This window comes from Gemmatimonadaceae bacterium (genome assembly GCA_035533015.1).
Taxonomy (GTDB): Bacteria; Gemmatimonadota; Gemmatimonadetes; order Gemmatimonadales; family Gemmatimonadaceae; genus JAGWRI01.
Genome location: DATLUQ010000051.1, coordinates 216376 through 238688, shown reverse-complemented (window position 1 = coordinate 238688; position 22313 = coordinate 216376). Strand labels below are relative to the sequence as shown.

The window sequence follows — 22313 nt, the reverse complement described above, 5'->3', positions numbered from 1 at the left end:
TATGCTGCTTGCTCGCCTCGCCGAGTGACCCTTACCGTCTCGCATGGCTCTGAGCACGGACATTTCACCCATCTCGCAATTGATGTCGCGCGTCGACGCCACGGCCGACGGCGCTCCGGCGCTCGACACGGTGCCGAGCGGCTTTCCGAGCATCGACCGGATGCTGGGAGGCGGGTTCCGCCGCGGTGATCTGCTGGTGCTAGGGGGCGACGTCGCGAGCGGCAAGTCCGCGCTCGCGTTGGCGATCGCCCTGCGCGCCGCGCAGCAGGGCACGAGCACGGTGTTGTTCAACGGCGAGATGACATCGCAGCGCGTCATGGAACGCGCGCTTGCGATCGAAGGCCGCGTACGGATCGACGATCTGCGCCAGGGCGCGCTGGACGAGCGCAGCCGCGCCGCGGTCGGCGCCGCGGCCGTACGGCTTCGCGATGCGCTGCCGGCTCTCGATCCGCTTCCGGCGGGCGGCGCCGCCGCGCTCGCCGCCGCCCTCGAGTCCCGCCCCGAAGCCGAGCTGGTAGTGGTGGACCCGCTCGAGTCACTTGTCATGGGCGCTCGCGATCGCGACGAGGACATGGCTCAGGCGGTGCTCGACCTCAAAGCGCTCGCGCTCCGGCTGAATATCGCCCTACTCACGACCGCACAACTTCCGGGCCTCGTCCCGCGCGAAGACCGGCGCCCCCATCTCGACGACTTCGGCGCTCTGGGCGCGGTCAAGCATCACGCGGACGTGGTCCTGGCGCTCTTCCGCGAAGCGATGTACGACCCGCGGCGCGAGATCGAAGGCGCCACCGAACTTCTGGTGCGCAAGAACCGTAACGGCGGTACCGGGTACATCGACCTGTACTTCTACGCGCAGTGGATGCGGTTCGAAGACATGTTGGATCCCGATCGGTAGGCAGCCAGCCGCATGGTGAGTCGTCGGTCCCTCTTCGCGTTGTTCCTCATCGGCACGCTGGCGGGCTGTGCCACGATGGCGCCGCTGGGACCGGAGGGCATAGCGCGTCTCGAGCACAACCGTGCCGGGAATCCGAACAGTGCCCCAGCCAACCGCGCGCTCGGCATCGCGTACTACGAGGTCCACCAGTACGCGCAGTCCCGGCAGGCACTTGAGCGGGCAGCCACACTCGACCCCGAAGACGGCACGACACAGCTCTTTCTCGGTATGACTGCCGAGGCACAGAACGATCTACCCGCTGCCCGCGCGGCATACTCGTCGTACGTGCAATACGGCCGCACGCCGCGGTTGCGGCACTTGCTCGAGGACCACCTCGCGGCGCTCCGCTACAAGGAGCTGGCGCTCGCCGCCAGACAGCAGGTGGCCCACGAGACGGCGTTGGCGTCGGTGCCGGGACCGCCGACCACGGTGGCGGTGCTGCCCCTGTCGTTCACCGGCAGTGACACGACGCTGCGTCCGCTGGGCCGCGGCCTTGCCGAACTGCTCACCACCGACCTCGCGCGATCGTCCAGGCTCACCGTGGTCGAGCGCGAGCGTGTGCAGGCGCTGATCGACGAGGTCGACCTGCAGCAATCGAGAACGACCGACACATCGTCGCGAGTGCGCACCGGCAGAATCCTGCGCGCGGGTAGCCTCGTGGCCGGCGGCATTCAACAAACGGGCAGCGACATCCGCGTGGACGCACCGATCCTGAACGTGAACAGCGATCAGGTCATCGCCTCGCCAACGGATCGCCGGCCACTCGACCAGCTGTTCACCGTGGAGCAGGACATCGCCTTCGGCATCTTCAAGGCGCTGGGGATCACGCTCACCACCGCCGAACGCGACGCCATCGAGCGGCGTCCCACCAAGTCGCTGGCCGCGTTTCTCGCCTTCAGCGAGGGGCTGACGTACCAGGACGAGGGGCAGTTCGACGACGCGAGCCGGCTGTTCGACCAGGCGCTGCGACTGGATCCGGGCTTCGGCGCGGCGTCGGAGCACGCCCGACGGGCGCGGGCGGCGGCGCAGGGCGCGCAGGTCACGTCGTCCACCGTGGAGGCGGGCCTGCGCGGCACGGGTGAAGGGCGCATCGTCGACGGCGCCTCGCAGGGCCTGGTCGTGAGCGACGCGACCAGCGGGCTCGCGAATACCGCGGTCGCCACGGCCAGCGACCTCAATCCTTCCATGGCCAGCGCGGCCACGAGCGGCGGCGGCATGACCACCACCCAGATCCCGCAGAAGAGCAACCCCGCGGCCACGGGCACGGGAACCGACAACATCGCCAACAACACGGCGATCATCACGATCGTCATTCTCATCCCACACGTGTGAGGACCCGGGCCTTGCGGCCGATCCTCCCCTTGCCCGTGCTTCTCGCGCTCGCTCTGCTGGGCACCGCGACGGTGTTGCCGGCTCAATCCGTAGTCGACGCCAGTGCGCGGGTGGGGCCGCAGTTCATGACGTACGACATCAAGTCGCCCATTGGTCAGAAGATCTCGGAGTACGCGCTGCCGGTGTACGTCTTGATTCCGGCGACCGGGTCGCTGTCGTTCGATGTCGGCGCGGCGTGGGCCCGCGTCACGGTGGCGAGCGCCAATGGCAACGGCAGCCCGGAAACGAGCGAGCTGTCGGGACTCACGGACACGCAGATACGGGCCAACTACTCCATCGGCACCGATTTCATCGTGCTCACCGCGGGCTTGAATCTGCCCACCGGCACGTCGACGGTTCTCCCCGACCAGCTGGCGGCGGCGACGCGTATCGCCAGCGACTTCCTGCTGTTTCCAATTACCGGGTTCGGCACGGGAGCCGGCGGCACCGGCGGCGTTGCCCTAGCGCGGCACCTGGGCGACTGGAACGTGGGCGTCGGCGCAGCCGTCCGGCACTCGGTGGCGTACGATCCGTTCGAGGACACCACTGGCGCCAAACTGCACTTCCAACCGGGCGACGAATACCGCGCGCGCGTGGGAGTGGATCGGCCGTACGGCACCGGACGCATCTCCTTCGGGCTCACGTATTCCAGGTTCGGCAACGATCGGGCCGGCGAATCGGTGTATAACACCGGCGATCGCTACGTGGCGCAGGCCTCGGTCACCAATTCCGTGAGCAATGCCGACATTGTAGTGGCGGGCTGGGACCTGTTTCGCGCCGCCGGCGCGCTTGCCAACCAGACGCGTACCGGGCGGGAGAACATCGCCGACGTCGGCGTGGCTGTCGGCTTCCACACGGCCAGCGGATGGAGCATCGAGCCGAGCCTCGAAGGACGCATATGGACGCAAGCGGCTGCGTCCATCTCCGCCAGCTACATGGGCACCGCGGGCGTGCGGCTCAACTACAACGCCGGCGGCTACGCGATCACCCCGTTCGTGGGTTACACGGCCGGCAGCGTTGGCGGCGTAACCGCAACGTCACCGGCCAGCGCCATCGCCGCCGCCTCGAGCATGACGGGGCTACGCGCCATGCTCACCATCCAGTTCGGCGGCTTCTAGACCCGACCAGTTCGGCCCCTCGATCACGCGCTGGGGCGTCTCCGGACCGTGTGGTTTTCACCTCGTGCTGGGCGCCGCGGCGTTGGCCGCCCCGCCGGCGCGGGCTATATTGGCAATCAGTCCTCTCTCGTCGCTCTTTCCACCTGCGAGTTGCCGATGGCCGGCCACAGTAAATGGAAGCAGATCAAGCACTACAAGGCGGCCACCGACGCCAAGCGTGGGGCGCTGTTCACGAAGCTCATCCGTGAAATCACCATCGCGGCCAAGCAGGGGGGCGGCGATCCGGGCGGAAACGCGCGGCTTCGCACGGCGATCGAAACCGCGCGCCAGAACTCCATGCCCAAGGAGAACATCGAGCGGGCCGTGAAGAAGGGCACGGGCGAACTCGAGGGCGTGGACTACCAGGAACTGATGTACGAGGGCTACGGGCCGGGCGGCGTCGCGATCATGATCTCCGCCCTCACCGACAACCCCACGCGCACCGTGGCCGACGTCCGGCACAAGATGTCGCGCGGCGGCGGGAACATCGGCTCCCAGAACTCGGTGGCCTGGATGTTCGCCAAGAAGGGCCAGCTCACCATTGACGCGACGAAATACGGTGAGGACAAGGCGCTCGAGGCCGCCCTCGACGCTGGCGCGGAGGACTTCGCGCGCGACGGGGACGTGTACGTCGTGACCACCGAGCCAACGGCATTCCACGGCGTGAAGGAAGCCGTCGAGGCCAGAGGCATCGAGGTCGCCGAGTCGGAGCCCGTGGTGATGGTGCCCCAGAACACGGTGAAGGTCGAGGGCAGGACCGCCGAGCAGTTGCTCAAGCTCCTCGAAGAACTCGAAGACATGGACGACGTGCAGAAGGTCTGGGCCAACTTCGACATCGACGTCGCCGACCTGGCGAACGCGGGATAATGGTCGTCCTCGGCATCGACCCCGGCACGGCGCAGACCGGCTACGGGGTCGTGCGCGGCGACGGCACGCGTCCCCCAACGCTCGTGGAGTGCGGCGTGTTGCGCACGAAGGCCAGGGATCCCCTGCCGGCCAGGCTGCGCGAGATCTACGAAGGGATCATCGAGTTGCTGGACCGGCACCACCCCGATGCGATGGCCGTGGAAGATGTGTTCTACGCCCGCAACGTGCGCACCACGATCGTGCTTGGCCACGCGCGGGGGGTCGTGCTCCTGGCCGGCGAGCAGCGCGCCGTGGCGATCCACGAATTCCCGCCCGCCGAGATCAAGAAGGCCGTCGTGGGACGAGGCGGCGCCACCAAGGAACAGGTGCAATTCATGGTGACCCGTCTGCTGCGACTGGCGGCGCCGCCTCAGCCCAACGATGCCGCCGATGGCGTGGCGGCCGCCCTGGCGTGCATCATGGGCGCCCGCGTGGCGAGCCTCACGGCGCTGTCGGACGCGCGTTCGTGATCGCCCAGCTCAGGGGCACGTTGGCCGCCAAAGCGCTCGACCGCATCACCGTGATGACCCCGGGCGGGGTCGGCTACGAGTTGCTCATTCCGCTGGCCGTGTTCGAGACGTTGCCCAAGCTCGGCGACCCCGTGCAGTTGCACACGCAACTCGTGGTGCGCGACGACGGCTGGCTGCTGTTCGGCTTCGGCTCGCCATTCGAGCGGCGGGTATTCCAGCTGCTGCTCACCGCCAATGGCGTGGGGCCAGCTCTCGCCCTCGCGCTGGTATCGCACCTGACCGCCGAACGCCTGGTGCACGCGCTGCGTGACAAGGACACGTCGACGCTGCAGAGCGTGCCGCGCGTCGGTCGCAAGAAGGCCGAGCGCATCGTGCTCGATCTGGCGGACAAGCTGGACGACCTCGAGGTGGACGACACGGCACCCCGCCCTGCGGGCGCCGCTTCGGAGGACGCCATCCGCGCGCTCGTTTCGCTGGGCTACGCCCCGGGCGACGCCGACAAGGCCGTGCGCGCCGCACTCGAGGATGGCGGCCGCGGAATGCCGGCCCACGATCTGATCCGCCGCGCCCTGGCCTCCGTGGCCGAGCGCTAGCCTCCAACACTCTTTCCCGGAGCCCCCAGGTGCGAGCAGCCCAGCGCACGGCGACGTTCACGGAGTCGGTCATCCGCGAGATGACGCGCGTCGCCAATCTGTACGGAGCGGTGAACCTCTCCCAGGGCTTTCCCGACTTCCCGATGCCGGCATCGATGAAGGACGCGGCGTGCGCCGCGATCCGCGGCGACATCAACCAGTACGCCATCACGTGGGGCAGCCCACCCTTACGGTTGGCGATCGCCGAGAAGTACCGCCGCTGGTACAGCATGGACCTGGACACGGAGCGCGAGATCACGGTGACCTGCGGCGCCACCGAAGCGATGGCCGGTGTGTTCATGGCGCTCATCGATCCGGGCGACGAAGTGGTCGTCATCGAGCCGTACTACGAGAACTACGGGCCCGATGCGATCCTGGCCGGCGCCAAGCCGGTGTTCGTGCCCCTCGAGCGTCCTGACTGGACACTCGACCCCGACCGTCTGCGCGCGGCCTTCAGCCCGCGCACCAAGGCGATCGTCGTCAATACGCCGCACAACCCGACGGGGCGCGTGTTGACGCGCGCCGAGATGGACCTGATCGCCGAGTTGTGCATCGAATACGACGCCTGGGCGATCACCGACGAGATCTACGAACACATCCGCTACGCGGGCGATCACCACGTGTTGGCGACGTGGCCCGGCATGCGCGAACGCACGATCACGATCTCGGGCCTGTCCAAGACGTTCAGCTGCACCGGCTGGCGGTTGGGGTACGCGATCGCGCCCCCCGAGCAGACGAGCGCCATTCGCAAGGTGCACGACTTCCTCACCGTGGGGGCGCCGGCGCCGCTCCAGGCGGCAGGGGCGGTCGGGATGCGCTTCGATGCGCAGTACTTCAACCACATGGCGCAGGAATACCGCGAGCGGCGTGACCTGATCGTACCGGCACTGCGCGAGTCGGGGTTCAAATTCACCGTGCCCGAGGGGGCGTACTACATTCTCGCCGAGTTCTCCGACATCAGCGGCGACGACGACGTCACGTTCGCCAAGTGGATGGCCAAGGAGATCGGCGTGGCAACGGTGCCGGGGTCGAGTTTCTACCACGACCCAGCCGACGGTCGGAACCTCGTGCGGTTCGCGTTCTGCAAGAAGCTGGAGACGTTGGAGCGGGCGGTCGAACGGCTGGGGCGGATGAAGGAATGGAAGGAGGCCTGACAGCCTGCATACTCCCGTGCCGAGCCCTCACGGATTCGGGTTCCATTCGGTATATTGCCTGGCAGCACACCCCGGTGTCAGCAGGCGCCGGCGGGACTACTTTCTCCTACCGCATGTCACGCGCCGAAATCACCACGCCCGACGCGCTCCCCGAGGAATCCGTCGTCGAACTGTCGCTGCGCCCGCAGCGGCTCGCCGAGTTCATCGGTCAGACGAAGGTCAAGGAGAGCCTGCGCATCTGGATCGACGCCGCGCTCGCGCGGCGCGAGCCCCTGGACCACGCGCTGTTCTTCGGCCCACCTGGCCTGGGCAAGACGACGCTGGCCGAGTTGATCGCGCGCGAACTAGGGGTGAACGTGCGCACGACTTCTGGCCCGGCGCTCGAGAAGCCCGGGGATCTCGTCGGCACGCTCACGAACCTGCGCGCCGGCGACATCCTGTTCATCGACGAGATCCACCGCCTGCGTCCGATCATCGAGGAATTCCTCTATCCGGCGATGGAGGACTTCAAGATCGACATCCGCCTTTCCGAAGGGCCCAAGGCGCAGACGATCACGATGCCGATCGAGCGGTTCACGCTCGTCGGTGCCACGACGCGGTTCGGCATGCTCACGCCGCCCATGCGCGCCCGGTTCGGCATCATCGAACGGCTGAACTTCTACCCCCCCGAGGATCTCGAGCAGATCGTGTTCCGGTCGGCCGACGTGCTCCGGGTGGCGATCGATGCCGACGGCGCCCGTGAGATCGCCCGTCGCTCGCGCGGCACGCCGCGCGTGGCCAACCGGCTCCTGCGCCGGGTGCGCGACTACGCCCAGGTGCGCGCTGACGGCGCGATCACGCGCGAAGTCGCCGGCGAGCTGCTGCGCATGATCGACGTGGACGAGTTCGGGCTCGACGACATGGATGCCCGTATCCTCAAGACGATCATCGAGAAGTTCGATGGTGGACCGGTGGGACTGGGCAGCGTCGGCACCGCGGTGGGTGAGGACGAGAACACGATCGAGGAAGTGTACGAGCCGTTCCTGGTGCAGAACGGATTCCTGCAGCTCACGTCTCGCGGCCGTGTGGCAACGCCCAAGGCGTATGCGCATTTCGGATACGCGAGGCCTGCCGGGGAGCAGAGAAACCTGCTCTGACACCCGGACGGCGGCGACCGTGCGCTGTTTACCTTCCTCAATGCCTCCCGGCACGCGAACCTCGGACTACGACTTTCCGCTCGCCCCCGGGCTCATCGCGCAATCGGCGATCGAGCCGCGCGATGCGTCGCGCCTGATGATCGTGGACCGCGCGGCCGGTACGATCGCGCACGGCCTGTTCTCCGACCTGGCCTCGCTGGTCCCGGCCGGCGACCTACTGGTGCTCAATACCACGCGTGTGCTGCGGGCTCGCCTGCTCGGCACCCGCGACTCCGGGGCACCGGCCGAGGTCCTGCTTCTCAAACCAGTGGGCGACGGCGCGTGGGAGGCGATGGTGTCACCTGGCGGGAAGCTCAAGCCCGGGCGCACGGTGCACGTGGCGCCGGGATTCGACGTGGAGATCGTGTCGGTCACCGACCGCCGCACGCGCGTCGTGCGGTTGATCGTCGACGGGAGCGCCGACGAGGCGATCGAGCGACACGGGCATGTGCCGCTCCCTCCGTACATCGACCGCGCCGATCTGCCCGCCGACGCCGAACGCTACCAGACGGTGTACGCCCGCCAGCCCGGCTCCGTAGCCGCGCCCACGGCCGGCCTGCACTTCACGCCGCGGCTGCTCGACGCGCTCGCCGCCAAGGGGGCCCGGCGGGCCGACGTGGTGCTGCACGTGGGCGCTGGCACCTTCAAGCCGGTCGAGGTGGAGGATCCGGCCCAGCATACGATGCACGAGGAGTGGTATGCGGTACCGCCGGAGACCACCGCCGCCGTGGCCGACACGCGCGCCGCGGGCGGCAAGCTGTGGGCGGTGGGCACGACGTCCGTGCGCACGCTCGAGAGTGCGGCCCTTGTCGACGGCACCCTCGCGGCCGGCAGCGCCGAAACGCGCATCTTCATCCGCCCCCCATACACTTTCCGGGTCGTGGACCACCTGATCACCAACTTCCACCTGCCCCGCTCCACTCTCCTCATGCTCGTCGCGGCATTCGCCGGCTACGACCTTACGATGCATGCCTACGCCGAAGCGGTAGCCCGCGAGTACCGCTTCTATTCGTACGGTGACGCGATGGTCATTCTTTAATAATGTCAGATCCGTTCGGGTTTGCGATGGTCGCCCAACTCGGCGCAGCCCGCGCCGGCGCATTCACCACGCCGCACGGAGTCGTGGAGACGCCGGCGTTCATGGCGGTGGGGACCCTGGCCACCGTCAAAGCGCTCGACCCTGACGACCTGAGGGCCATGGGCGCGCAGATGATTCTCGCCAACGCCTACCACCTGCACCTGCGGCCGGGCGACGAGCTGGTGCGGCAGTTGGGCGGTCTCCACCGCTTCATGCAGTGGAACGGCCCCATCCTCACCGACTCCGGTGGCTTCCAGGTCTTCTCGCTCGCTGCGCTGCGCACGGTGGACGAGGACGGCGTGGACTTCCAGAGCCACCTCGACGGCTCGCGCAGGCGCTTCACCCCCGAATCGGTCATGGAGATCGAGCGGAACCTGGGCGGCGACGTCGTGATGCAATTCGACCACGTGATCCCGGGCCGGAGTGACGCCACCGCCGCGCGCGACGCGAGCGAACGTAGCGTCCGCTGGCTGGCCCGCTGCCGTGCCGCGTTCAACGCCCTCGACCGCGAGCGGCCCCAGGCCCTGTTTCCCATCGTGCAGGGAGGCATCCACGTCGCACTCCGCCGCGAGGCGGCGCGGGCCATCCAGGACCTCGACGACTGGAAGGGGTTCGGCATCGGGGGCCTGTCGGTGGGCGAGGACAAGCCGGACATGTATGCCACCCTCGACGTGGTGAACGAGGAACTGCGCGCCGACCGCCCGCGCTACCTCATGGGCGTGGGCTTTCCCGAGGACCTCGTGGAAGCGGTGCGGCGCGGCGTCGACCTGTTCGACTGCGTGGCGCCGACGCGCATGGGGCGCAATGGCGCCGTATTCACCCGGGAGGGGCGTCTCAACATCAAGCGGGCCGAGTACCGGGCGGATGAACGACCGCTGGACGAGGCGTGCGAGTGCACGGCGTGCCGCCGCTTCAGCCGCGCCTACCTGCGGCATCTGTTCCTGGCCGACGAACTGCTCGGCTTGCGCCTCCTGTCCCTGCATAATGTACATTTCCTCGTCTCGCTGATGCGGCAGGCGCGCGACGCCATCCGCGGCGGCACCTTCGACGGCTGGAGCCAGCAGTGGCTGGACCGCTACCACTCACGCACGGGCACCTCGGCATGACACTCCCTTTTGCGGCACTGCTGGCGATGGCCCCCGCCCAGGGCGGGCAGAGTTCGCTGATTCCGTTCATGGTCCAGCTGGCGCTCATCGTCGCCATCTTCTACTTCCTGCTCATCCGGCCGCAGCAGAAACAGCGGCGCCAGCACGAGCAGGCGCTGGCCAGCTTGAAGAAGGGAGACGAGGTCGTCACCGCGGGCGGCGTGGTGGGCGAGGTGGTGCACATCAAGGAGTCGCTCAAGCCGGACGGCACGAACGGCCCGTCCGCAGAAGACCGTATCACGATCAAGTCGGGCGAGACGCGATTGATCGTCGAGCGGGGTCGGATCGCGCGCATCATCGCCGGGGCGGCCGGCACCACCGGCGGATGAGCCTGCTCGACATCCGGGTCCTCGGCGACCCGATCCTGCGCGAAGAGACGGTGCCGGTTGGCGAAGTCACCGACGAGTTGCGCCGCCTGATCGACGACATGTACGAGACGATGTACGCCGCCAAGGGGATCGGGCTGGCGGCGCCGCAGGTGGGGCGCCGCGAGCGCCTCACCGTGATCGATCTCGAGGACGCACCCTACGTGCTGATCAACCCCGAGATCGTCGAGCGGGCCGGATCGGCCAAGGCGGAGGAAGGCTGCCTCTCCATTCCCGACGTCTACGGCGACGTGGAGCGCGCGTCGCACGTGGTGGTCCGCGCGACCGGCCGTGACGGCAAGCCGTTCGAGATTGCGGCCACCGACCTGCTCTCCCGCTGCATACAGCACGAGATCGACCATCTGCACGGACGGCTGTTCATCGATTATCTGAGTGTGCTCAAGCGCCGGAGCGCCCTCGCCAAGTGGACCAAGGAGAAGGAGAAGTACCCCGGGCTGATCCGGCGGATCACGCCGGCCGACGCCGCGGCGCACCACCACCGCGACGAGGAACTCTGAGTGCGAGTGCTCTTCTGGGGCACGCCCGAGTTCGCCACGCCGCCGCTGCGCGCGCTGATCGGCGAGGGATTCGACGTGGTCGGCGTGGTGACGCAGCCTGACCGCCCGGTGGGGCGCTCGCGCTCGCGGCTCGAAGCGCCACCGGTGAAACAGATCGCAGAGCGCGAGAACATCCCCGTGCTCCAGCCAGCGCGCCCGCAAGGCGAGGCCTTCCGCGCGCAGATCGCGGCCCTCGAACCCGAGGTCTCGGTGATCGTGGCCTACGGACACATCCTGCCCGCCGAGATCATCGATCTACCCACGCACGGCACGCTCAACATCCACGCGTCGCTGCTTCCGGCGCTGCGCGGCGCGGCCCCGATCCAGGCCGCGATCCGCGACGGACTCACCGAGACCGGCGTCTCGATCATGCGGATGGTGCCGGCGCTCGACGCGGGGCCCGTACTGCTCCGCGCCGCCACACCGATCTACGATGACGAGACGGCGGGTGAACTCTCGCTGCGCCTGTCCGAGATGGGAGCCGCCGCGCTCATCGAGGCGTTGGCGCTCATCGAACTGGGCGCTTCGCGCGAGGACCCACAAGACGCCGCCGCCGCCACGTATGCACCCAAGATCGTGCGCGAGATGACGCGCGTGGACTGGCGCGCGCCGGCCACCACGGTGTCACGCGTGATCCGCGCGTACGACCCGCGCCCCGGCGCCTTCACCACGCTCGACGGCGCCGAGGTCAAGCTGTTCGGCGCCCGGCCCGCCGTCGAAGCGCATGGCACGCCGGGTGAGGTCGTAGCCGTGAACGATGACGGCCTGGTGGTAGCGTGTGGCGACGGCGGCACCAGGCTCACCACCGTGCAACCGGCGGGCAAGCGGCGCATGGCCCCCGCCGAATGGCAGCGCGGACGCGGCATCGCGGTCGGCCGGCGATTCGACGCCATGCCCGCCGAGTGACGGCGCACGGCGATTCCGAACGCGCCGCGGCGAGCTATCTTTCGAGCGGCGCGGCCCCGGCTGCCGCGCGCCGGTTCTCTCTCGCGACGCACCTTATGGCAGGTCAGGACATCCACGCACACGGCAGTACCACGCTCGCCCGCCCGATGCCGGTCACCGATGCGCGATTGGTCGCCGCGGGGGTGTGCGCCGACCTCCGCCGCGGCGAACTGCTCGACGCTACCTTCGACCGCCGCTCCGCGCCGCTCGACGCCCGCGACCGCCGATGGACACGCGAACTGGTGTACGGCATGCTCCGCATGCGGGGCCGGCTCGATGCGCTGCTCGGCGACCGCGTGCGCGGCGGACTCGGCCGCATCGACCCCGAGTTGCTCGACTTGCTGCGGCTCGGCGCGTACCAGTTGCTCGAGATGGGGAGCGTCCCCGCCTACGCCGCCATCGCCCAGACCGTGGAACTCGCCAAGTCGCGCGCCGGTGAGGGCGCTGGCAAACTCGCCAACGCCGTCCTCCGGCGGCTCGACCGCGAGCGCGATGTGCTCATCTTGCCCGTACCCGCCGACCCGATCGATGCCCTGGCCACCGAGTTCTCTCACCCGCGCTGGCTCGTGGCGCGGTGGGTGGAGCGGTGGGGCGAACCCGACACGCGGCGGCTGCTCGCCGCGAACAACGCCGAGCCGCCGATCGTGGTACGCCCGATCCACACGACGCGCGACGAACTCGCCGCGTTGCTCGAGGCAGCTGGTGTCCGCGTGGAAGCCGCGCCCCTGGTGGCCGACAGCCTCGTACTCGCCGGCCCGGTGTCGGCGCTCACCGAAATCGGCGCGTTCAAGCGGGGGCTCTTCCACGTGCAGGATCCGGCATCCACGCTGGTCACGGAATACGCCGCCGTGCCCGCGGGCGCGACAGTGGCCGACCTGTGCGCGGCACCGGGCGGCAAGTCCGTGGAGCTGGCGCGAACGGCGGGCGCCGTGTGCTCCAGCGACGTATCGCTGCACCGGCTCAAGCGGCTGCGCGAGAATCTGGCGCGTCTCGGTCTGGCCAACGTCCATGTCTACGCGGCCGATGCGCGCGTGCCCGCGGTGCGCGCGGTGGACTTCGTGCTCCTCGACGCGCCCTGTACCGGCACCGGGACCATGCGCCGCCACCCCGACGCGCGCTGGCGGCTCAGACCGTCCGACCTCGCCGTGATGACGGCACTGCAGGAGATGCTGCTCGCTTCGGCGGCCCGGATCGTGAAACCGGGCGGCATGCTCGTGTACAGCACCTGCTCGCTCGAACCCGAGGAGAACGACGCACAGGTGGATCGGTTCCTTGCGGCACGCACCGATTGGAGCGTGGAGCCGCCGGCCGCGGGGACCGTGGCTGCCGATCTACTCGACGGGGGCCGACTTCGCGTGCTCCCGCAGCGCCACGGCGCCGACGGGGCGTTTGCGGTGCGGCTGCGAAGGCGGGCATGAAGGTGCGTGCCGGATGGCGGCGCGCGTGGCCCTACCTGGCCGCCTCGGCAGGCGGGTTCGCCCTGGCGTGGGCGCTGGTGGCAGTGTTCCTCTTCCCGCCCGGTGCGCCACCCGCCGAGGCCACCGTTCCCAACGTCATCGGACTCAGTTTCGACGTTGCAAGCGGGCGCCTACAACAGGCCGGCTTCAAGGCCCAGCGCGGCGAGCTGCGGTTCCAGGACGCAACGCCCCGCCTGAGCGTGATCGGCATGACGCCCGACCAGGGCAGCCGCGAACCGCTGGGCAGTGCGGTGGTGCTCGATCTGAGCAACGGCCCGCGTATGGGCGTGGTGCCGAACGTCGTCGGGATGGTGCAGACGCCGGCCGATTCGACGCTCAGCGCGGCGGGGTTCACGACCGACCCCGACACCGTGACGCAGGCCAGCGACCAGCCCGTGGGAACAATCATCGGGACGCGCCCTGCGGGCGGGACGCGCGCCGCGATCCCCTCGGCCGTAACCCTGATCGTGAGCGCCGGGCCGGCCACGATCCCCGTGCCCGATCTCACCGGACACACGATCATCGAGGCCCGCGTGCTGCTGGAGCAGTTGGGGCTGGCGCTCGGCGACGTTACGATTCTCAACAGCGGGGGCGCGGGCGCGCAAGCGGCCGTGGTGCAACAGGACCCCGCGGCGGGCACTCTCGTGCCGGTGGGCGCCCGCGTCACCGTGAGCGTTTCCGGAGGCAGTGCGCCATGACTGTCCGCATCGTGCCCTCTTTGCTCGCCGCCGACTTCGCGCGACTGCCCGACGAAGTGGCCCGGTGCGTGCAGGGAGGCGCCGACTGGCTCCATGTCGACGTGATGGACGGGCGATTCGTACCCAACATCACCTTCGGCGTGAAGATCGTGGAGACCGTGCGCCGTCTCACCACGCTGCCGCTCGACGTGCATCTCATGGCGGTGGAGCCGGAGCGGCTCTTTCCGGCATTCGCCGCCGCCGGCGCGAGTGGGCTCACCCTCCACGCCGAGGTGGCTCCGCACCTGCAGCGCCAACTGGCACATATCAGGGAACTTGGGTGCCGAGCCGGCGTGGCGCTCAATCCTTCCACCCCTCTGTCGGCGGTGGAAGACGTGCTCGACGACGCCGACCTCTTGTTGATCATGACGGTGAACCCGGGGTTCGGCGGCCAGGCGTTCATTCCCCACTCGCTGGACAAGGTGCGGCGCGCGCGCCGAATGCTCGACGAAGCACGGTGTCCGGCGCTACTCGAGGTGGACGGCGGCATCGCGCGCGACACCATCGGCAACGTGTGGCGGGCCGGCGCCGACACGTTCGTGGCGGGCCACGCCATCTTCTCGGCCCGTGACCCGGTCGCCGAGATCGGCGCGCTGCGACGCGCGTGTGAGGTACAGGTATGACCGTGCGACAGCAGTGGGGGGTGATTCTCGCCGTGATCGTAGCGCTGGGGGCTGGCTCGTACGCATTCCAGCGCGCGTTCGGTGGAGGCGTGCAGCAGGTGGGCGTCGGTGCCAAGGCGCCGCCGTTCAGCGCCCAGACCATCGACGGCACCCATCAGACCAAGCGGTTGGCCGACTATGCGGGCCACGTCGTCATCCTCAACGTCTGGGCCACCTGGTGCGGACCGTGTAAGGCGGAGATGCCGACGCTCGAACGGCTGCAGGAGATGTACGGCTCGCGCGGGCTCAAGATCGTCGCCGTGAGCATCGACGAGACCGCCTCGGACGACTCCATCCGGACGTATGCCCGTAACATGGGACTCACGTTTGAAATCCTGCACGACCCCCAGTATCGCATCGAGCAGAGCTACCAGGTGGTCGGGTATCCGGAATCGTACGTGATCGATGGCAACGGAGTGATCCGCAAGGTGTGGCTCGGCGCCGCGGATTGGACGTCGCAAGGCAACATCGCGTTGGTCCGACAGCTGCTGGGACTCGGCGGCTCGGCGTCCAGCACCGGCGCGACCGCCAGCCCCGGTGCCGGCGCGGTGGCGACGCGTTGATGCAGGCATGAACGCCGCGCGATCCCGCTGGCGCCGTCGCCTGGTCGGCGCGTTCACCGAGCGGCTCGGGCTCAAAGCCTTGGCCGTGGCCTTCGCGGTCGTGCTCTGGTTCATCGCCACGTCAAAGGAGCCCACCGAAGAAATCGTCCCCGTGCGCCTGTCCGTGATGCTCGACAGCGCGACGGTGCTGCGTGATCCGCCGCCCGACGTCCGCGCCCTGGTGGCCGGAGAGGGCAAGGAAATCTTTGCGCTGTTCTCCAGTCCGCCGGTGATTCGCCGCACGATGCCCCGGGGTGCTGACTCGGCCACCCTGGTGCTCACCCCGGACGACGTGCAGCTGCCGCCTGGCGCGGCGGTACTCGTGCGCGATGTCCAGCCGCGCGTGGTGGTCGTGCACGTCGTGCCACGACCAGCGGCCCCCGCGAGCGTGGGGGGCTCGGCGCGACAGCCCACCGGCCAGCGCAAGCCCACATGACGTCCGTGTTGGGCATCGAGACCTCGTGCGACGAGACGTCGGCCGCCGTGGTCAGCGGCGCCGCGGACGAGGTGACGCTCCACTCGCTCGTCATCCTGTCGCAGGATGTGCATCGGGTGTTCGGGGGCGTGGTGCCCGAGATCGCGTCGCGCGCCCACCTCTCCAGCATCCAGCCCGTCGTGGAGCGCGCGCTGGCCGACGCCGGGCTGGAACCCGCCGCCGTGGACGCGGTGGCGGTGACGCACGGGCCGGGCCTCGTGGGCGCGCTGCTCGTGGGAGTGAGCTTCGGCAAGGCCCTCGCGTACGCGCTGGGCGTCCCGCTGCTCGGCGTGCACCACATGGAGGGGCACCTGTTCGCCACCTCGATCGAGGATCCGGACGCCGTCCCTCCGTTCACAGCGCTGCTCGTCTCAGGCGGGCACACGCTGCTGCTCGACGTCGAGGCGTGGGGGCGCTACCGCCTGCTCGGCGGCACACGCGACGATGCCGCGGGCGAGGCGTTCGACAAGGTGGCCAAGCTGCTGGGGCTGCCCTATCCGGGCGGCCCGCACGTGGAGCGCCTGGCCAACAGCGCCGACGCCGGCCCGCTGCGGTTCTCACGGCCGATGCTTCGCCGCAACCAGCGGCCCGGAGACCCCGACTACTACGATTTTTCGTTCAGCGGCCTGAAGACGGCGGTGCTGAACGCCGTGCACGCGTCGCCAGGCGACGCCGGTCGGGGGCCGATCGCGCGGGCCTTCCAGGATGCGCTCGTCGACACGTTGGTGGAGAAGACGACGCGCGCGGTGAACGCATTCGGCCGTGAGCGGGTGGTCCTGGGTGGCGGCGTGGCTGGCAACCGGACGCTCGTGGCCGCGATGCGGGAGCGCCTCGCGCCCCACGGCGTATCGGTGTATGCTCCGGGGGCGCGGCTGGCCACCGACAACGCCGCCATGATCGCCCGTGCCGGACTCTTCCATTTCGAGCGTGGGGAGCGCGCCGGCCTCGACCTCAACGCGTTCGCCTCTCTCTCTCTTCCGGGCCTCGTCGCCGCATGACCACACCGATCATCCATCATCCGTTCGTCCTCCAGCTCGGCCCCCTGTCGCTCACCGGATTCGGCATCGCGGTCGTGGCGGCGTTCGCCGTGGCCCAGCACGTTTCAGAGCAGGAACTGGACCGCCGCGGGCACGACCCGCGCGCCATCGGCGATATGATCCTCGCCGCCGTGATCGGCGGCCTGCTCGGCGCCAAACTCTACTACGTCATCATCCTCAAGAACTACAACGCGCTGTTCACGCGCGGCGGGTTCGTGTTCTGGGGCGGACTGGTCGGCGGCATGCTGGCCGTGATGGCCGTGATCCGGTGGAAGAAGATCCCGATGATGCGGATCTTCGACGTGGGCGGCCCGGCGGTGGCGGCGGCCTACGCCGTGGGCCGCACCGGATGCTGGGCAGTGGGCGACGACTACGGCCGCCCGTTCAGCGGATTCGGGGCGGTGATGTTCCCCAACGGCCAGCCCCCCACGACGGTGGCCGCGATGGCGGCCGAGTTCCATACGAAATTTCCGGCGGGGCTCGCCCCGTCCACGGTCGTGTCGGTGTATCCCACCGAACTCTACGAGGTGGCGCTGGCCACGATCATGTTTCTGATTCTCTGGCGGCTGCGCGACCACAAACACGCCGAGGGCTGGCTGTTCGGCGTCTATTGCGTGCTGGCCGGGTTTGAGCGTTTCATCATAGAGTTCTTCCGCGCCAAGGACGACCGGTTCCTCGGCTCGCTGACCTACGCGCAGGGCATCGCGCTGGTATTCGTGGCGATGGGGTTCGTCTGGATGTACCTGCGGCGGCGCGTGGAGCCCGGCAAGCCGGGGATCTACGCCGCCCAGCGCGGGTGACCACCGCCGGGGGCGGTCAATCGGCCGCCCCCGGCGCCGCTTTGCGGAGCACCCGCTCTTCCAGCGCGGCGAGCCGCGCGTGCAGAGCCGCGTTCTCCTCGCGCAGCGTTGCGACCTCGGCGCCGAGGACCGTCACGGGCGCCGCCGAATCGGGGATCGTGGGTAACGCCACCGACCGCTTGGGCCAGAACGTCTTGGCCACCGCGAACACGAACAGCGCGAGCAGCAAGAGCTGGGCGAGCACCGTCTCCCACGTCGGATAGAGGCCCAACGCCTCCACGTGCGGGAACCCCGGAATGACGCTCATCGACATCGCGTTGCCCTCCTGCAGCTCACGGATACCTTTGCCCATGAACACAAATGCCATATAGTAGAGCAGTACGCTGGTCACGGTGAAGAACGGCCGCAGCGGAATGCGCACGCCGTAGCGATAGAACAGCGTGAAGATGACGGCCAGCGCGACGAACCCGGCCACGATGCCTAACGAGAGCGGCACCGCCAGGTGCGGGCCTTCGCTGAATAGCGCCTGGTAGAACAGCGCGGTCTCGGCCCCCTCGCGGTACACCGCGAGGAACGCCACGAACGCCAGCGCGCGCCCACCGCCGTGTTGCAGCGCATCGGTGACCTTGTCGCGAATGAACTGCTGCCACTTGGCCGCCTCCACGCGGGAGATCAGCCAGTAACTCACCGAGAACAACACGGCGACCGCGATCAGCAGGGTCACGCCCTCGATGATCTCGCTGCTTGCCGGTACGGCACTCAGGATCGTCTTCAGCGCTACCGCCGTGGCCGCGCTGGCGGCCAGGCCGAGTCCGACCCCTGTCCAGATGGAACGCAGCCGCTCGCGATGCCCCGTCTTGAGCAGGAAGGCCACCACGGCCCCGATCACGAGAATGGCTTCGAGCCCCTCGCGCAGGATGATCAGGAACGACTGCCAGAATGCTTCGGTGGCGCTGCCGGCCGGGTGGGTGAGTTCCACGACGGCCGAGAGATTCGCCTCGATGACATCGCGCGCATCCTCGGCGCCGGCGACGTCGTTCGCGCGCACCGCCGCCTTGAAGTCGCCGAATGACTTTTCCATCCGGGCCACGAGCCCCGGGTTCTTCGCACGGGCCGGACCTTCGAGCGGTTCGAACGCCAGATAGGCGTCGAACGCCCTGTCCCCCGCTTCCGCGGCCCGGCCGAGCTGCACCGAAGCCAGCGCCTGCTTGAGCAGCCCCGTGACGTTGCGTGCCGCGCCCGCCGCGCCCGTGTCGGATGCCGCACCCACGGCGCCAGCCCCGGGGTTCCGCACTGGGAGCGTGCGCAGGTACGCCACGACGCTCCGCACCTGCGCGTCGGTCATCCCGTCGGCCGGGGGCATCGCCGTACCTGCCAGCCCCTCGCGCACCACACGCGCCAGGCTGTCGTCGGTGCGTCCCGCCTGCCACTCCAGAGTGCCGATCTCCGGCGGAAGCTTGGACAGGCTGTGGGCATACGACCCGTCGCCCGCCCCGGTCGCACCGTGGCACTGCGCGCATCGCTGCATGTACAGCCCCTCGCCCTCAGCCACCTGCGCGGATGTACTGCGCAGCGAAATGACGTACGACACCACGTTCCACCGCTGCTGCGGCGTGAGATCACTCGCGAAGCCGAGCATCGGCGTGCCAGAAACGCCCACCGAGGAGATGCGGTACATGATCGCCGGCGTCACGCTCGCGGCGACGGTCGGATCCCCGATCGGCACCGGCTTGGGATTGAGCAGCGCCGCCTGGGGACCGTCGCCGCGGCCCGCCGTCCCGTGGCACTGCGCGCACGTGGCGTCGTAGATCCGCCTGCCGTCGCCCGGATCCAGTGCCGCGGCCGGCAGTTCGAGCGCCCCCTCGCTGCCAAGCGAGGTCGCAAACCGCCGCTCAAGCCCGCCGAGCACGCTGGGCGCTTGGCGGCGCTGCGCCGCCGTGATGATGGAATCGAGCAGCGGACGCGAAGCGTTCGCACGATCCCCGGTGAGCCGGTCGGAGATCCGCTTCGCATCGTCCAGAAAGCCCAGAGCCTCCTGGTATTCGGACGGCGCGATGAGCCGACCCTGTTCGTCTATGCCCTTGCCGTACTCCTCGACGGCCACGCTGACGATGTTGGCCATCCGACGCGCGGGTTGCTCCTGCGCGGCGAGCCGCGGCACGGCGAACCCCAGCGCTGCCAGGGCCAAGCAGGCCACCCGTCCGAGTGTCATTGCCGAGAAAAGGTATCGGCATTGCACTTCCGGTTCCAGGCTATCGCGAAGCGTCGCACACGTCATTCTCCGGACCGGACCGCGCTGGCCGCGCCGCGCTCGTGTAGCAGCCCCCAACATCGATCGGCGGCAGCGAACAACTCCTGCAACGCGGATTTCCAGTGACGCCAGCTCGCCACGCGTGCGTCGGCGGGAGGATTCGCGGCATTCGTGCCGGCGCGGCGCAACTGCTCTATGGCCCGGCGCAGAGGTTCGGTCGCGTCTTCGGCACGGGCCGCCAGAGCACGACGAGCGGCCGGACGCTTGTCGGCGCTGTGCTCGATCAACGCTTCCAGATAGCCGTCCAGGGCACGAGTCAACCGGTCGGCATCGAACGCCGCGACGACGTCGGCCCGCGCCACCGATTCCTCGGCGCGCCGGCGCGCGTCGAGCAGCGGGGCGAAGAACTCCCGCTGCCCCGCGGCGTCGGAACTGGCGCGCGAGGAGCCCAGCGAGTGGAGCGCCCGCGTCAATTCGGGGAGTGTGCTGCAAGCCGCCACGAGCGCCGCGTCGAGAGCGGCCGCGCGATCACAAACCATGCCCACCACATCGCCGCGCGCCGGCGTGATCGTCACGCGGGCGCCATCGTGGGCCACTTCGCGTACGTCGTCCACATGAATGGTGCGGGCCTCGCGCCCATCGGCGCGGGTGAGCACGATGAGGCCGCCGTTCGCGCGCACGAACACGGTGAAGTCCGGCGCCCCGGCAATCCGGGCCTCAAACACCGTGTCGGGCTCAGCCATCGGTGGGTTCCGACCGCGCCGCGCCGGCGATCATGCGGAGAGAATCGCGTCGACCACGGCGGCCGTATCGCGGAAGTTCGCCACCACGGCCGCGGGCTGGTACGCACCCAGTTCGGCCACCGAGTAGCGTCCGGTGGCCACCCCCATGGCGCGCGCGCCCACGCCGAGCCCGCAGGTGAGGTCGGCCGGCGTATCGCCGATCACGACCATCGCCTGGCCCGGGAGTTCGCACCCCAACATGGCGCCGGCGCGGGCGCGGGCAATGGCGGGGAGTTCTGCGCGTACTGCATGGTCCGAGCCGAACGCGCCGACGCGGAATCGCGCCGGAGCGATACCCACCGCGCCGAGCTTCACGTGGGCGCCCGCCTCGACGTTTCCCGTGAGAAGTCCGAGGGTCACGCCGTTCGTCGCCTCGAGGGCGTCAAGCAGTTCGGCCACGCCAGGATAGATCGCCGCCGCGTGGCCCGGGCGCCCGATCTCGTCGCGCAGCAATTCGACGTAGCGCGTGAACACGTGGTCCAAGCGCGCCTCGACCACATCGCGGTCGATGCCGGCCAGCGCCATCAGCTCGTGAACGATCTGAGGATCGGTCTTGCCGTCGAACCAGTGCTGCTCGGGGCCGGCCGTGCCGAATGATTCCACGAGCGCGCGCTGGATGGCGCGGCGCCCCGCGCCGTCGCTGTTCAACAGCGTACCGTCGATATCGAAGAGAACGAGTTTCACGCGCGGGTCAGGAGCAGGCCGGCCATGATGCAGATAGCCCCCATCACCTGCCAGGGCGTGGGCGATTCGCCAAGCAGGATCGCCGCCACGATCAGGGCGAACAGCGGTTGCAGGTTCGAATACATGGCCGTGCGCGTGGGTCCGATCACGCGTACGCCCCGATACCAGAAGAGATACGCCACCACCAGCGCGCCCAACCCGCTGTACAGGATCGCGGCCACCGCGCCGGGGGATACGGTGCTCCATGTCATGCGGGCAAGCTCCGGCGCCGCCACGACCTCGAGCATCAGGGCACCGCCGATCATCGTGTACGCCGACAGCGTGACGCCATCGATGCGCCGCGCGTACGGGGTCAGCAGCACCGTGTACAGTGCCCAGCTCACCGAGCCGGCAAGCACCAGCAGGTCACCCGCCACCGAGGCCCCTTTGACCACCATCCGCGCGCCGCTGTACACCACGAAGCCGATGCCGACCATGGACAGCACGATGCCGACGAAAGCGCGCACCGCCACGCGTTCCACGCCCAGCATCTGGCCGATCAACGCGATCAACGCCGGGGACGCCGCGACGACCAGAGCCGCGTCGCCGGCCCGCGTGATCGCCACGCCCTCGATGAACAGCAGTTGGTACACCCCGTTCCCGAGCACGCCGAGCAGGAGCAGGGCCACGATGTCGCGCCGCGCCACCGGCGCCCGCCGCGGTACGAACGCGACCAGCGACAGCGCCACCGCGGCCAGCAGCACGCGCGACCCGTTGAAGGCGAGCGGCGAGAGCTGGGTGGTGCCGTATTTCACGACGCTGAAATTGACGCCCCAGATGAGCGCCATCAGCACCAGCGAGATGTCGGTGAGCCAGACCGTCGCGGAACCGACCGCATGTTCGGCCCGGGGCGCCGCCTGCGCGTCAGGGGAAGGCATCCACGAAACGTAGACGCACC

At 69.2% G+C, this 22313-nt stretch carries 24 protein-coding genes; 20 read left to right on the top strand and 4 right to left on the bottom strand.

The features are described 5' to 3' along the window. Window positions 1-43: 43 nt before the first annotated feature. The 20 genes from VNF92_10955 to VNF92_10860 all read left to right on the top strand — a co-directional run bounded on the left by VNF92_10955 (window position 44) and on the right by VNF92_10860 (window position 17659). Window positions 44-895 carry a DnaB-like helicase C-terminal domain-containing protein gene (locus VNF92_10955; GenBank protein ID HVA58401.1) on the top strand — a complete coding sequence of 284 codons (852 nt, stop codon included), beginning with the start codon at window positions 44-46 and terminating at the stop codon, window positions 893-895. 12 nt (window positions 896-907) lie between these two features. Then, complete coding sequence (locus VNF92_10950; GenBank protein ID HVA58400.1) at window positions 908-2266, top strand: CsgG/HfaB family protein; 1359 nt, start codon at window positions 908-910, stop codon at window positions 2264-2266. A 29-nt stretch (window positions 2267-2295) separates the two neighbouring features. Beyond that, window positions 2296-3423, top strand: coding sequence for a hypothetical protein (locus VNF92_10945; GenBank protein ID HVA58399.1), 1128 nt, complete (start codon window positions 2296-2298; stop codon window positions 3421-3423). 156 nt (window positions 3424-3579) lie between these two features. Further along, on the top strand, window positions 3580-4329 hold the full coding sequence (locus VNF92_10940; protein ID HVA58398.1) for a YebC/PmpR family DNA-binding transcriptional regulator: 750 nt from the start codon (window positions 3580-3582) through the stop codon (window positions 4327-4329). Continuing rightward, window positions 4329-4838 (top strand): crossover junction endodeoxyribonuclease RuvC, encoded by a 510-nt coding sequence (gene ruvC, locus VNF92_10935; GenBank protein ID HVA58397.1) that lies wholly within the window; start codon window positions 4329-4331, stop codon window positions 4836-4838. Before VNF92_10940 ends, ruvC begins: the two co-directional genes overlap by 1 nt. Continuing rightward, a complete protein-coding gene (ruvA, locus tag VNF92_10930; protein ID HVA58396.1) occupies window positions 4835-5431 on the top strand; it encodes a Holliday junction branch migration protein RuvA in 597 nt (198 codons plus the stop codon). The genes ruvC and ruvA overlap by 4 nt, the downstream gene beginning before the upstream one ends. A 29-nt stretch (window positions 5432-5460) precedes the next feature. Beyond that, window positions 5461-6624 carry an aminotransferase class I/II-fold pyridoxal phosphate-dependent enzyme gene (locus VNF92_10925; GenBank protein ID HVA58395.1) on the top strand — a complete coding sequence of 388 codons (1164 nt, stop codon included), beginning with the start codon at window positions 5461-5463 and terminating at the stop codon, window positions 6622-6624. Between the two features lie 113 nt (window positions 6625-6737). After that, complete coding sequence (gene ruvB, locus VNF92_10920; GenBank protein HVA58394.1) at window positions 6738-7760, top strand: Holliday junction branch migration DNA helicase RuvB; 1023 nt, start codon at window positions 6738-6740, stop codon at window positions 7758-7760. A 40-nt stretch (window positions 7761-7800) separates the two neighbouring features. Beyond that, window positions 7801-8838 (top strand): tRNA preQ1(34) S-adenosylmethionine ribosyltransferase-isomerase QueA, encoded by a 1038-nt coding sequence (gene queA, locus VNF92_10915; GenBank protein ID HVA58393.1) that lies wholly within the window; start codon window positions 7801-7803, stop codon window positions 8836-8838. A gap of 2 nt (window positions 8839-8840) precedes the next feature. After that, complete coding sequence (gene tgt / locus VNF92_10910; GenBank protein ID HVA58392.1) at window positions 8841-9983, top strand: tRNA guanosine(34) transglycosylase Tgt; 1143 nt, start codon at window positions 8841-8843, stop codon at window positions 9981-9983. Continuing rightward, the gene (gene yajC / locus VNF92_10905) at window positions 9980-10351 is read left to right on the top strand and encodes a preprotein translocase subunit YajC (protein ID HVA58391.1); all 372 of its coding nucleotides are present in this window, start codon (window positions 9980-9982) and stop codon (window positions 10349-10351) included. The genes tgt and yajC overlap by 4 nt, the downstream gene beginning before the upstream one ends. Next, window positions 10348-10905: a peptide deformylase gene (def, locus tag VNF92_10900; protein HVA58390.1), complete on the top strand. Its 558-nt coding sequence runs from the start codon at window positions 10348-10350 to the stop codon at window positions 10903-10905. The genes yajC and def overlap by 4 nt, the downstream gene beginning before the upstream one ends. Then, window positions 10906-11850: a methionyl-tRNA formyltransferase gene (fmt, locus tag VNF92_10895; GenBank protein ID HVA58389.1), complete on the top strand. Its 945-nt coding sequence runs from the start codon at window positions 10906-10908 to the stop codon at window positions 11848-11850. It begins immediately after the preceding gene. Between the two features lie 95 nt (window positions 11851-11945). Next, on the top strand, window positions 11946-13307 hold the full coding sequence (gene rsmB, locus VNF92_10890) for a 16S rRNA (cytosine(967)-C(5))-methyltransferase RsmB (GenBank protein HVA58388.1): 1362 nt from the start codon (window positions 11946-11948) through the stop codon (window positions 13305-13307). Then, window positions 13304-14044 carry a PASTA domain-containing protein gene (locus VNF92_10885; GenBank protein ID HVA58387.1) on the top strand — a complete coding sequence of 247 codons (741 nt, stop codon included), beginning with the start codon at window positions 13304-13306 and terminating at the stop codon, window positions 14042-14044. Before rsmB ends, VNF92_10885 begins: the two co-directional genes overlap by 4 nt. After that, the gene (gene rpe, locus VNF92_10880; GenBank protein ID HVA58386.1) at window positions 14041-14706 is read left to right on the top strand and encodes a ribulose-phosphate 3-epimerase; all 666 of its coding nucleotides are present in this window, start codon (window positions 14041-14043) and stop codon (window positions 14704-14706) included. The genes VNF92_10885 and rpe overlap by 4 nt, the downstream gene beginning before the upstream one ends. Beyond that, window positions 14703-15308 carry a TlpA disulfide reductase family protein gene (locus tag VNF92_10875; GenBank protein HVA58385.1) on the top strand — a complete coding sequence of 202 codons (606 nt, stop codon included), beginning with the start codon at window positions 14703-14705 and terminating at the stop codon, window positions 15306-15308. Before rpe ends, VNF92_10875 begins: the two co-directional genes overlap by 4 nt. Window positions 15309-15315: 7 nt before the next feature. Beyond that, window positions 15316-15783 carry a hypothetical protein gene (locus VNF92_10870; GenBank protein HVA58384.1) on the top strand — a complete coding sequence of 156 codons (468 nt, stop codon included), beginning with the start codon at window positions 15316-15318 and terminating at the stop codon, window positions 15781-15783. Then, complete coding sequence (tsaD, locus tag VNF92_10865; protein HVA58383.1) at window positions 15780-16820, top strand: tRNA (adenosine(37)-N6)-threonylcarbamoyltransferase complex transferase subunit TsaD; 1041 nt, start codon at window positions 15780-15782, stop codon at window positions 16818-16820. Before VNF92_10870 ends, tsaD begins: the two co-directional genes overlap by 4 nt. Next, a complete protein-coding gene (locus VNF92_10860) occupies window positions 16817-17659 on the top strand; it encodes a prolipoprotein diacylglyceryl transferase family protein (protein ID HVA58382.1) in 843 nt (280 codons plus the stop codon). The genes tsaD and VNF92_10860 overlap by 4 nt, the downstream gene beginning before the upstream one ends. 16 nt (window positions 17660-17675) lie before the next feature. Here the strand turns inward: VNF92_10860 and VNF92_10855 are convergent, their stop codons facing one another. The 4 genes from VNF92_10855 to VNF92_10840 all read right to left on the bottom strand — a co-directional run bounded on the left by VNF92_10855 (window position 17676) and on the right by VNF92_10840 (window position 22293). Then, window positions 17676-19871, bottom strand: coding sequence for a cytochrome c/FTR1 family iron permease (locus tag VNF92_10855; GenBank protein HVA58381.1), 2196 nt, complete (start codon window positions 19869-19871; stop codon window positions 17676-17678). A gap of 62 nt (window positions 19872-19933) precedes the next feature. Beyond that, window positions 19934-20653, bottom strand: coding sequence for a hypothetical protein (locus tag VNF92_10850; protein HVA58380.1), 720 nt, complete (start codon window positions 20651-20653; stop codon window positions 19934-19936). A gap of 30 nt (window positions 20654-20683) precedes the next feature. After that, window positions 20684-21376 (bottom strand): HAD family hydrolase, encoded by a 693-nt coding sequence (locus VNF92_10845; GenBank protein HVA58379.1) that lies wholly within the window; start codon window positions 21374-21376, stop codon window positions 20684-20686. Next, window positions 21373-22293, bottom strand: a complete 921-nt coding sequence (locus VNF92_10840) for a DMT family transporter (GenBank protein ID HVA58378.1) — start codon at window positions 22291-22293, stop codon at window positions 21373-21375. The genes VNF92_10845 and VNF92_10840 overlap by 4 nt, the downstream gene beginning before the upstream one ends. Window positions 22294-22313: the final 20 nt, after the last annotated feature.

Bases quoted from the DNA above. Each gene is read 5' to 3' on its own strand.
- VNF92_10955 (HVA58401.1), top strand. From the start codon at position 44: ATGGCTCTGAGCACGGACATTTCACCCATCTCGCAATTGATGTCGCGC.
- VNF92_10950 (HVA58400.1), top strand. From the start codon at position 908: ATGGTGAGTCGTCGGTCCCTCTTCGCGTTGTTCCTCATCGGCACGCTG.
- VNF92_10940 (HVA58398.1), top strand. From the start codon at position 3,580: ATGGCCGGCCACAGTAAATGGAAGCAGATCAAGCACTACAAGGCGGCC.
- ruvC (HVA58397.1), top strand. From the start codon at position 4,329: ATGGTCGTCCTCGGCATCGACCCCGGCACGGCGCAGACCGGCTACGGG.
- ruvB (HVA58394.1), top strand. From the start codon at position 6,738: ATGTCACGCGCCGAAATCACCACGCCCGACGCGCTCCCCGAGGAATCC.
- queA (HVA58393.1), top strand. From the start codon at position 7,801: ATGCCTCCCGGCACGCGAACCTCGGACTACGACTTTCCGCTCGCCCCC.
- tgt (HVA58392.1), top strand. From the start codon at position 8,841: ATGTCAGATCCGTTCGGGTTTGCGATGGTCGCCCAACTCGGCGCAGCC.
- yajC (HVA58391.1), top strand. From the start codon at position 9,980: ATGACACTCCCTTTTGCGGCACTGCTGGCGATGGCCCCCGCCCAGGGC.
- def (HVA58390.1), top strand. From the start codon at position 10,348: ATGAGCCTGCTCGACATCCGGGTCCTCGGCGACCCGATCCTGCGCGAA.
- rsmB (HVA58388.1), top strand. From the start codon at position 11,946: ATGGCAGGTCAGGACATCCACGCACACGGCAGTACCACGCTCGCCCGC.
- VNF92_10885 (HVA58387.1), top strand. From the start codon at position 13,304: ATGAAGGTGCGTGCCGGATGGCGGCGCGCGTGGCCCTACCTGGCCGCC.
- rpe (HVA58386.1), top strand. From the start codon at position 14,041: ATGACTGTCCGCATCGTGCCCTCTTTGCTCGCCGCCGACTTCGCGCGA.
- VNF92_10875 (HVA58385.1), top strand. From the start codon at position 14,703: ATGACCGTGCGACAGCAGTGGGGGGTGATTCTCGCCGTGATCGTAGCG.
- VNF92_10870 (HVA58384.1), top strand. From the start codon at position 15,316: ATGAACGCCGCGCGATCCCGCTGGCGCCGTCGCCTGGTCGGCGCGTTC.
- tsaD (HVA58383.1), top strand. From the start codon at position 15,780: ATGACGTCCGTGTTGGGCATCGAGACCTCGTGCGACGAGACGTCGGCC.
- VNF92_10860 (HVA58382.1), top strand. From the start codon at position 16,817: ATGACCACACCGATCATCCATCATCCGTTCGTCCTCCAGCTCGGCCCC.
- VNF92_10855 (HVA58381.1), bottom strand. From the start codon at position 19,871: ATGACACTCGGACGGGTGGCCTGCTTGGCCCTGGCAGCGCTGGGGTTC.
- VNF92_10850 (HVA58380.1), bottom strand. From the start codon at position 20,653: ATGGCTGAGCCCGACACGGTGTTTGAGGCCCGGATTGCCGGGGCGCCG.
- VNF92_10840 (HVA58378.1), bottom strand. From the start codon at position 22,293: ATGCCTTCCCCTGACGCGCAGGCGGCGCCCCGGGCCGAACATGCGGTC.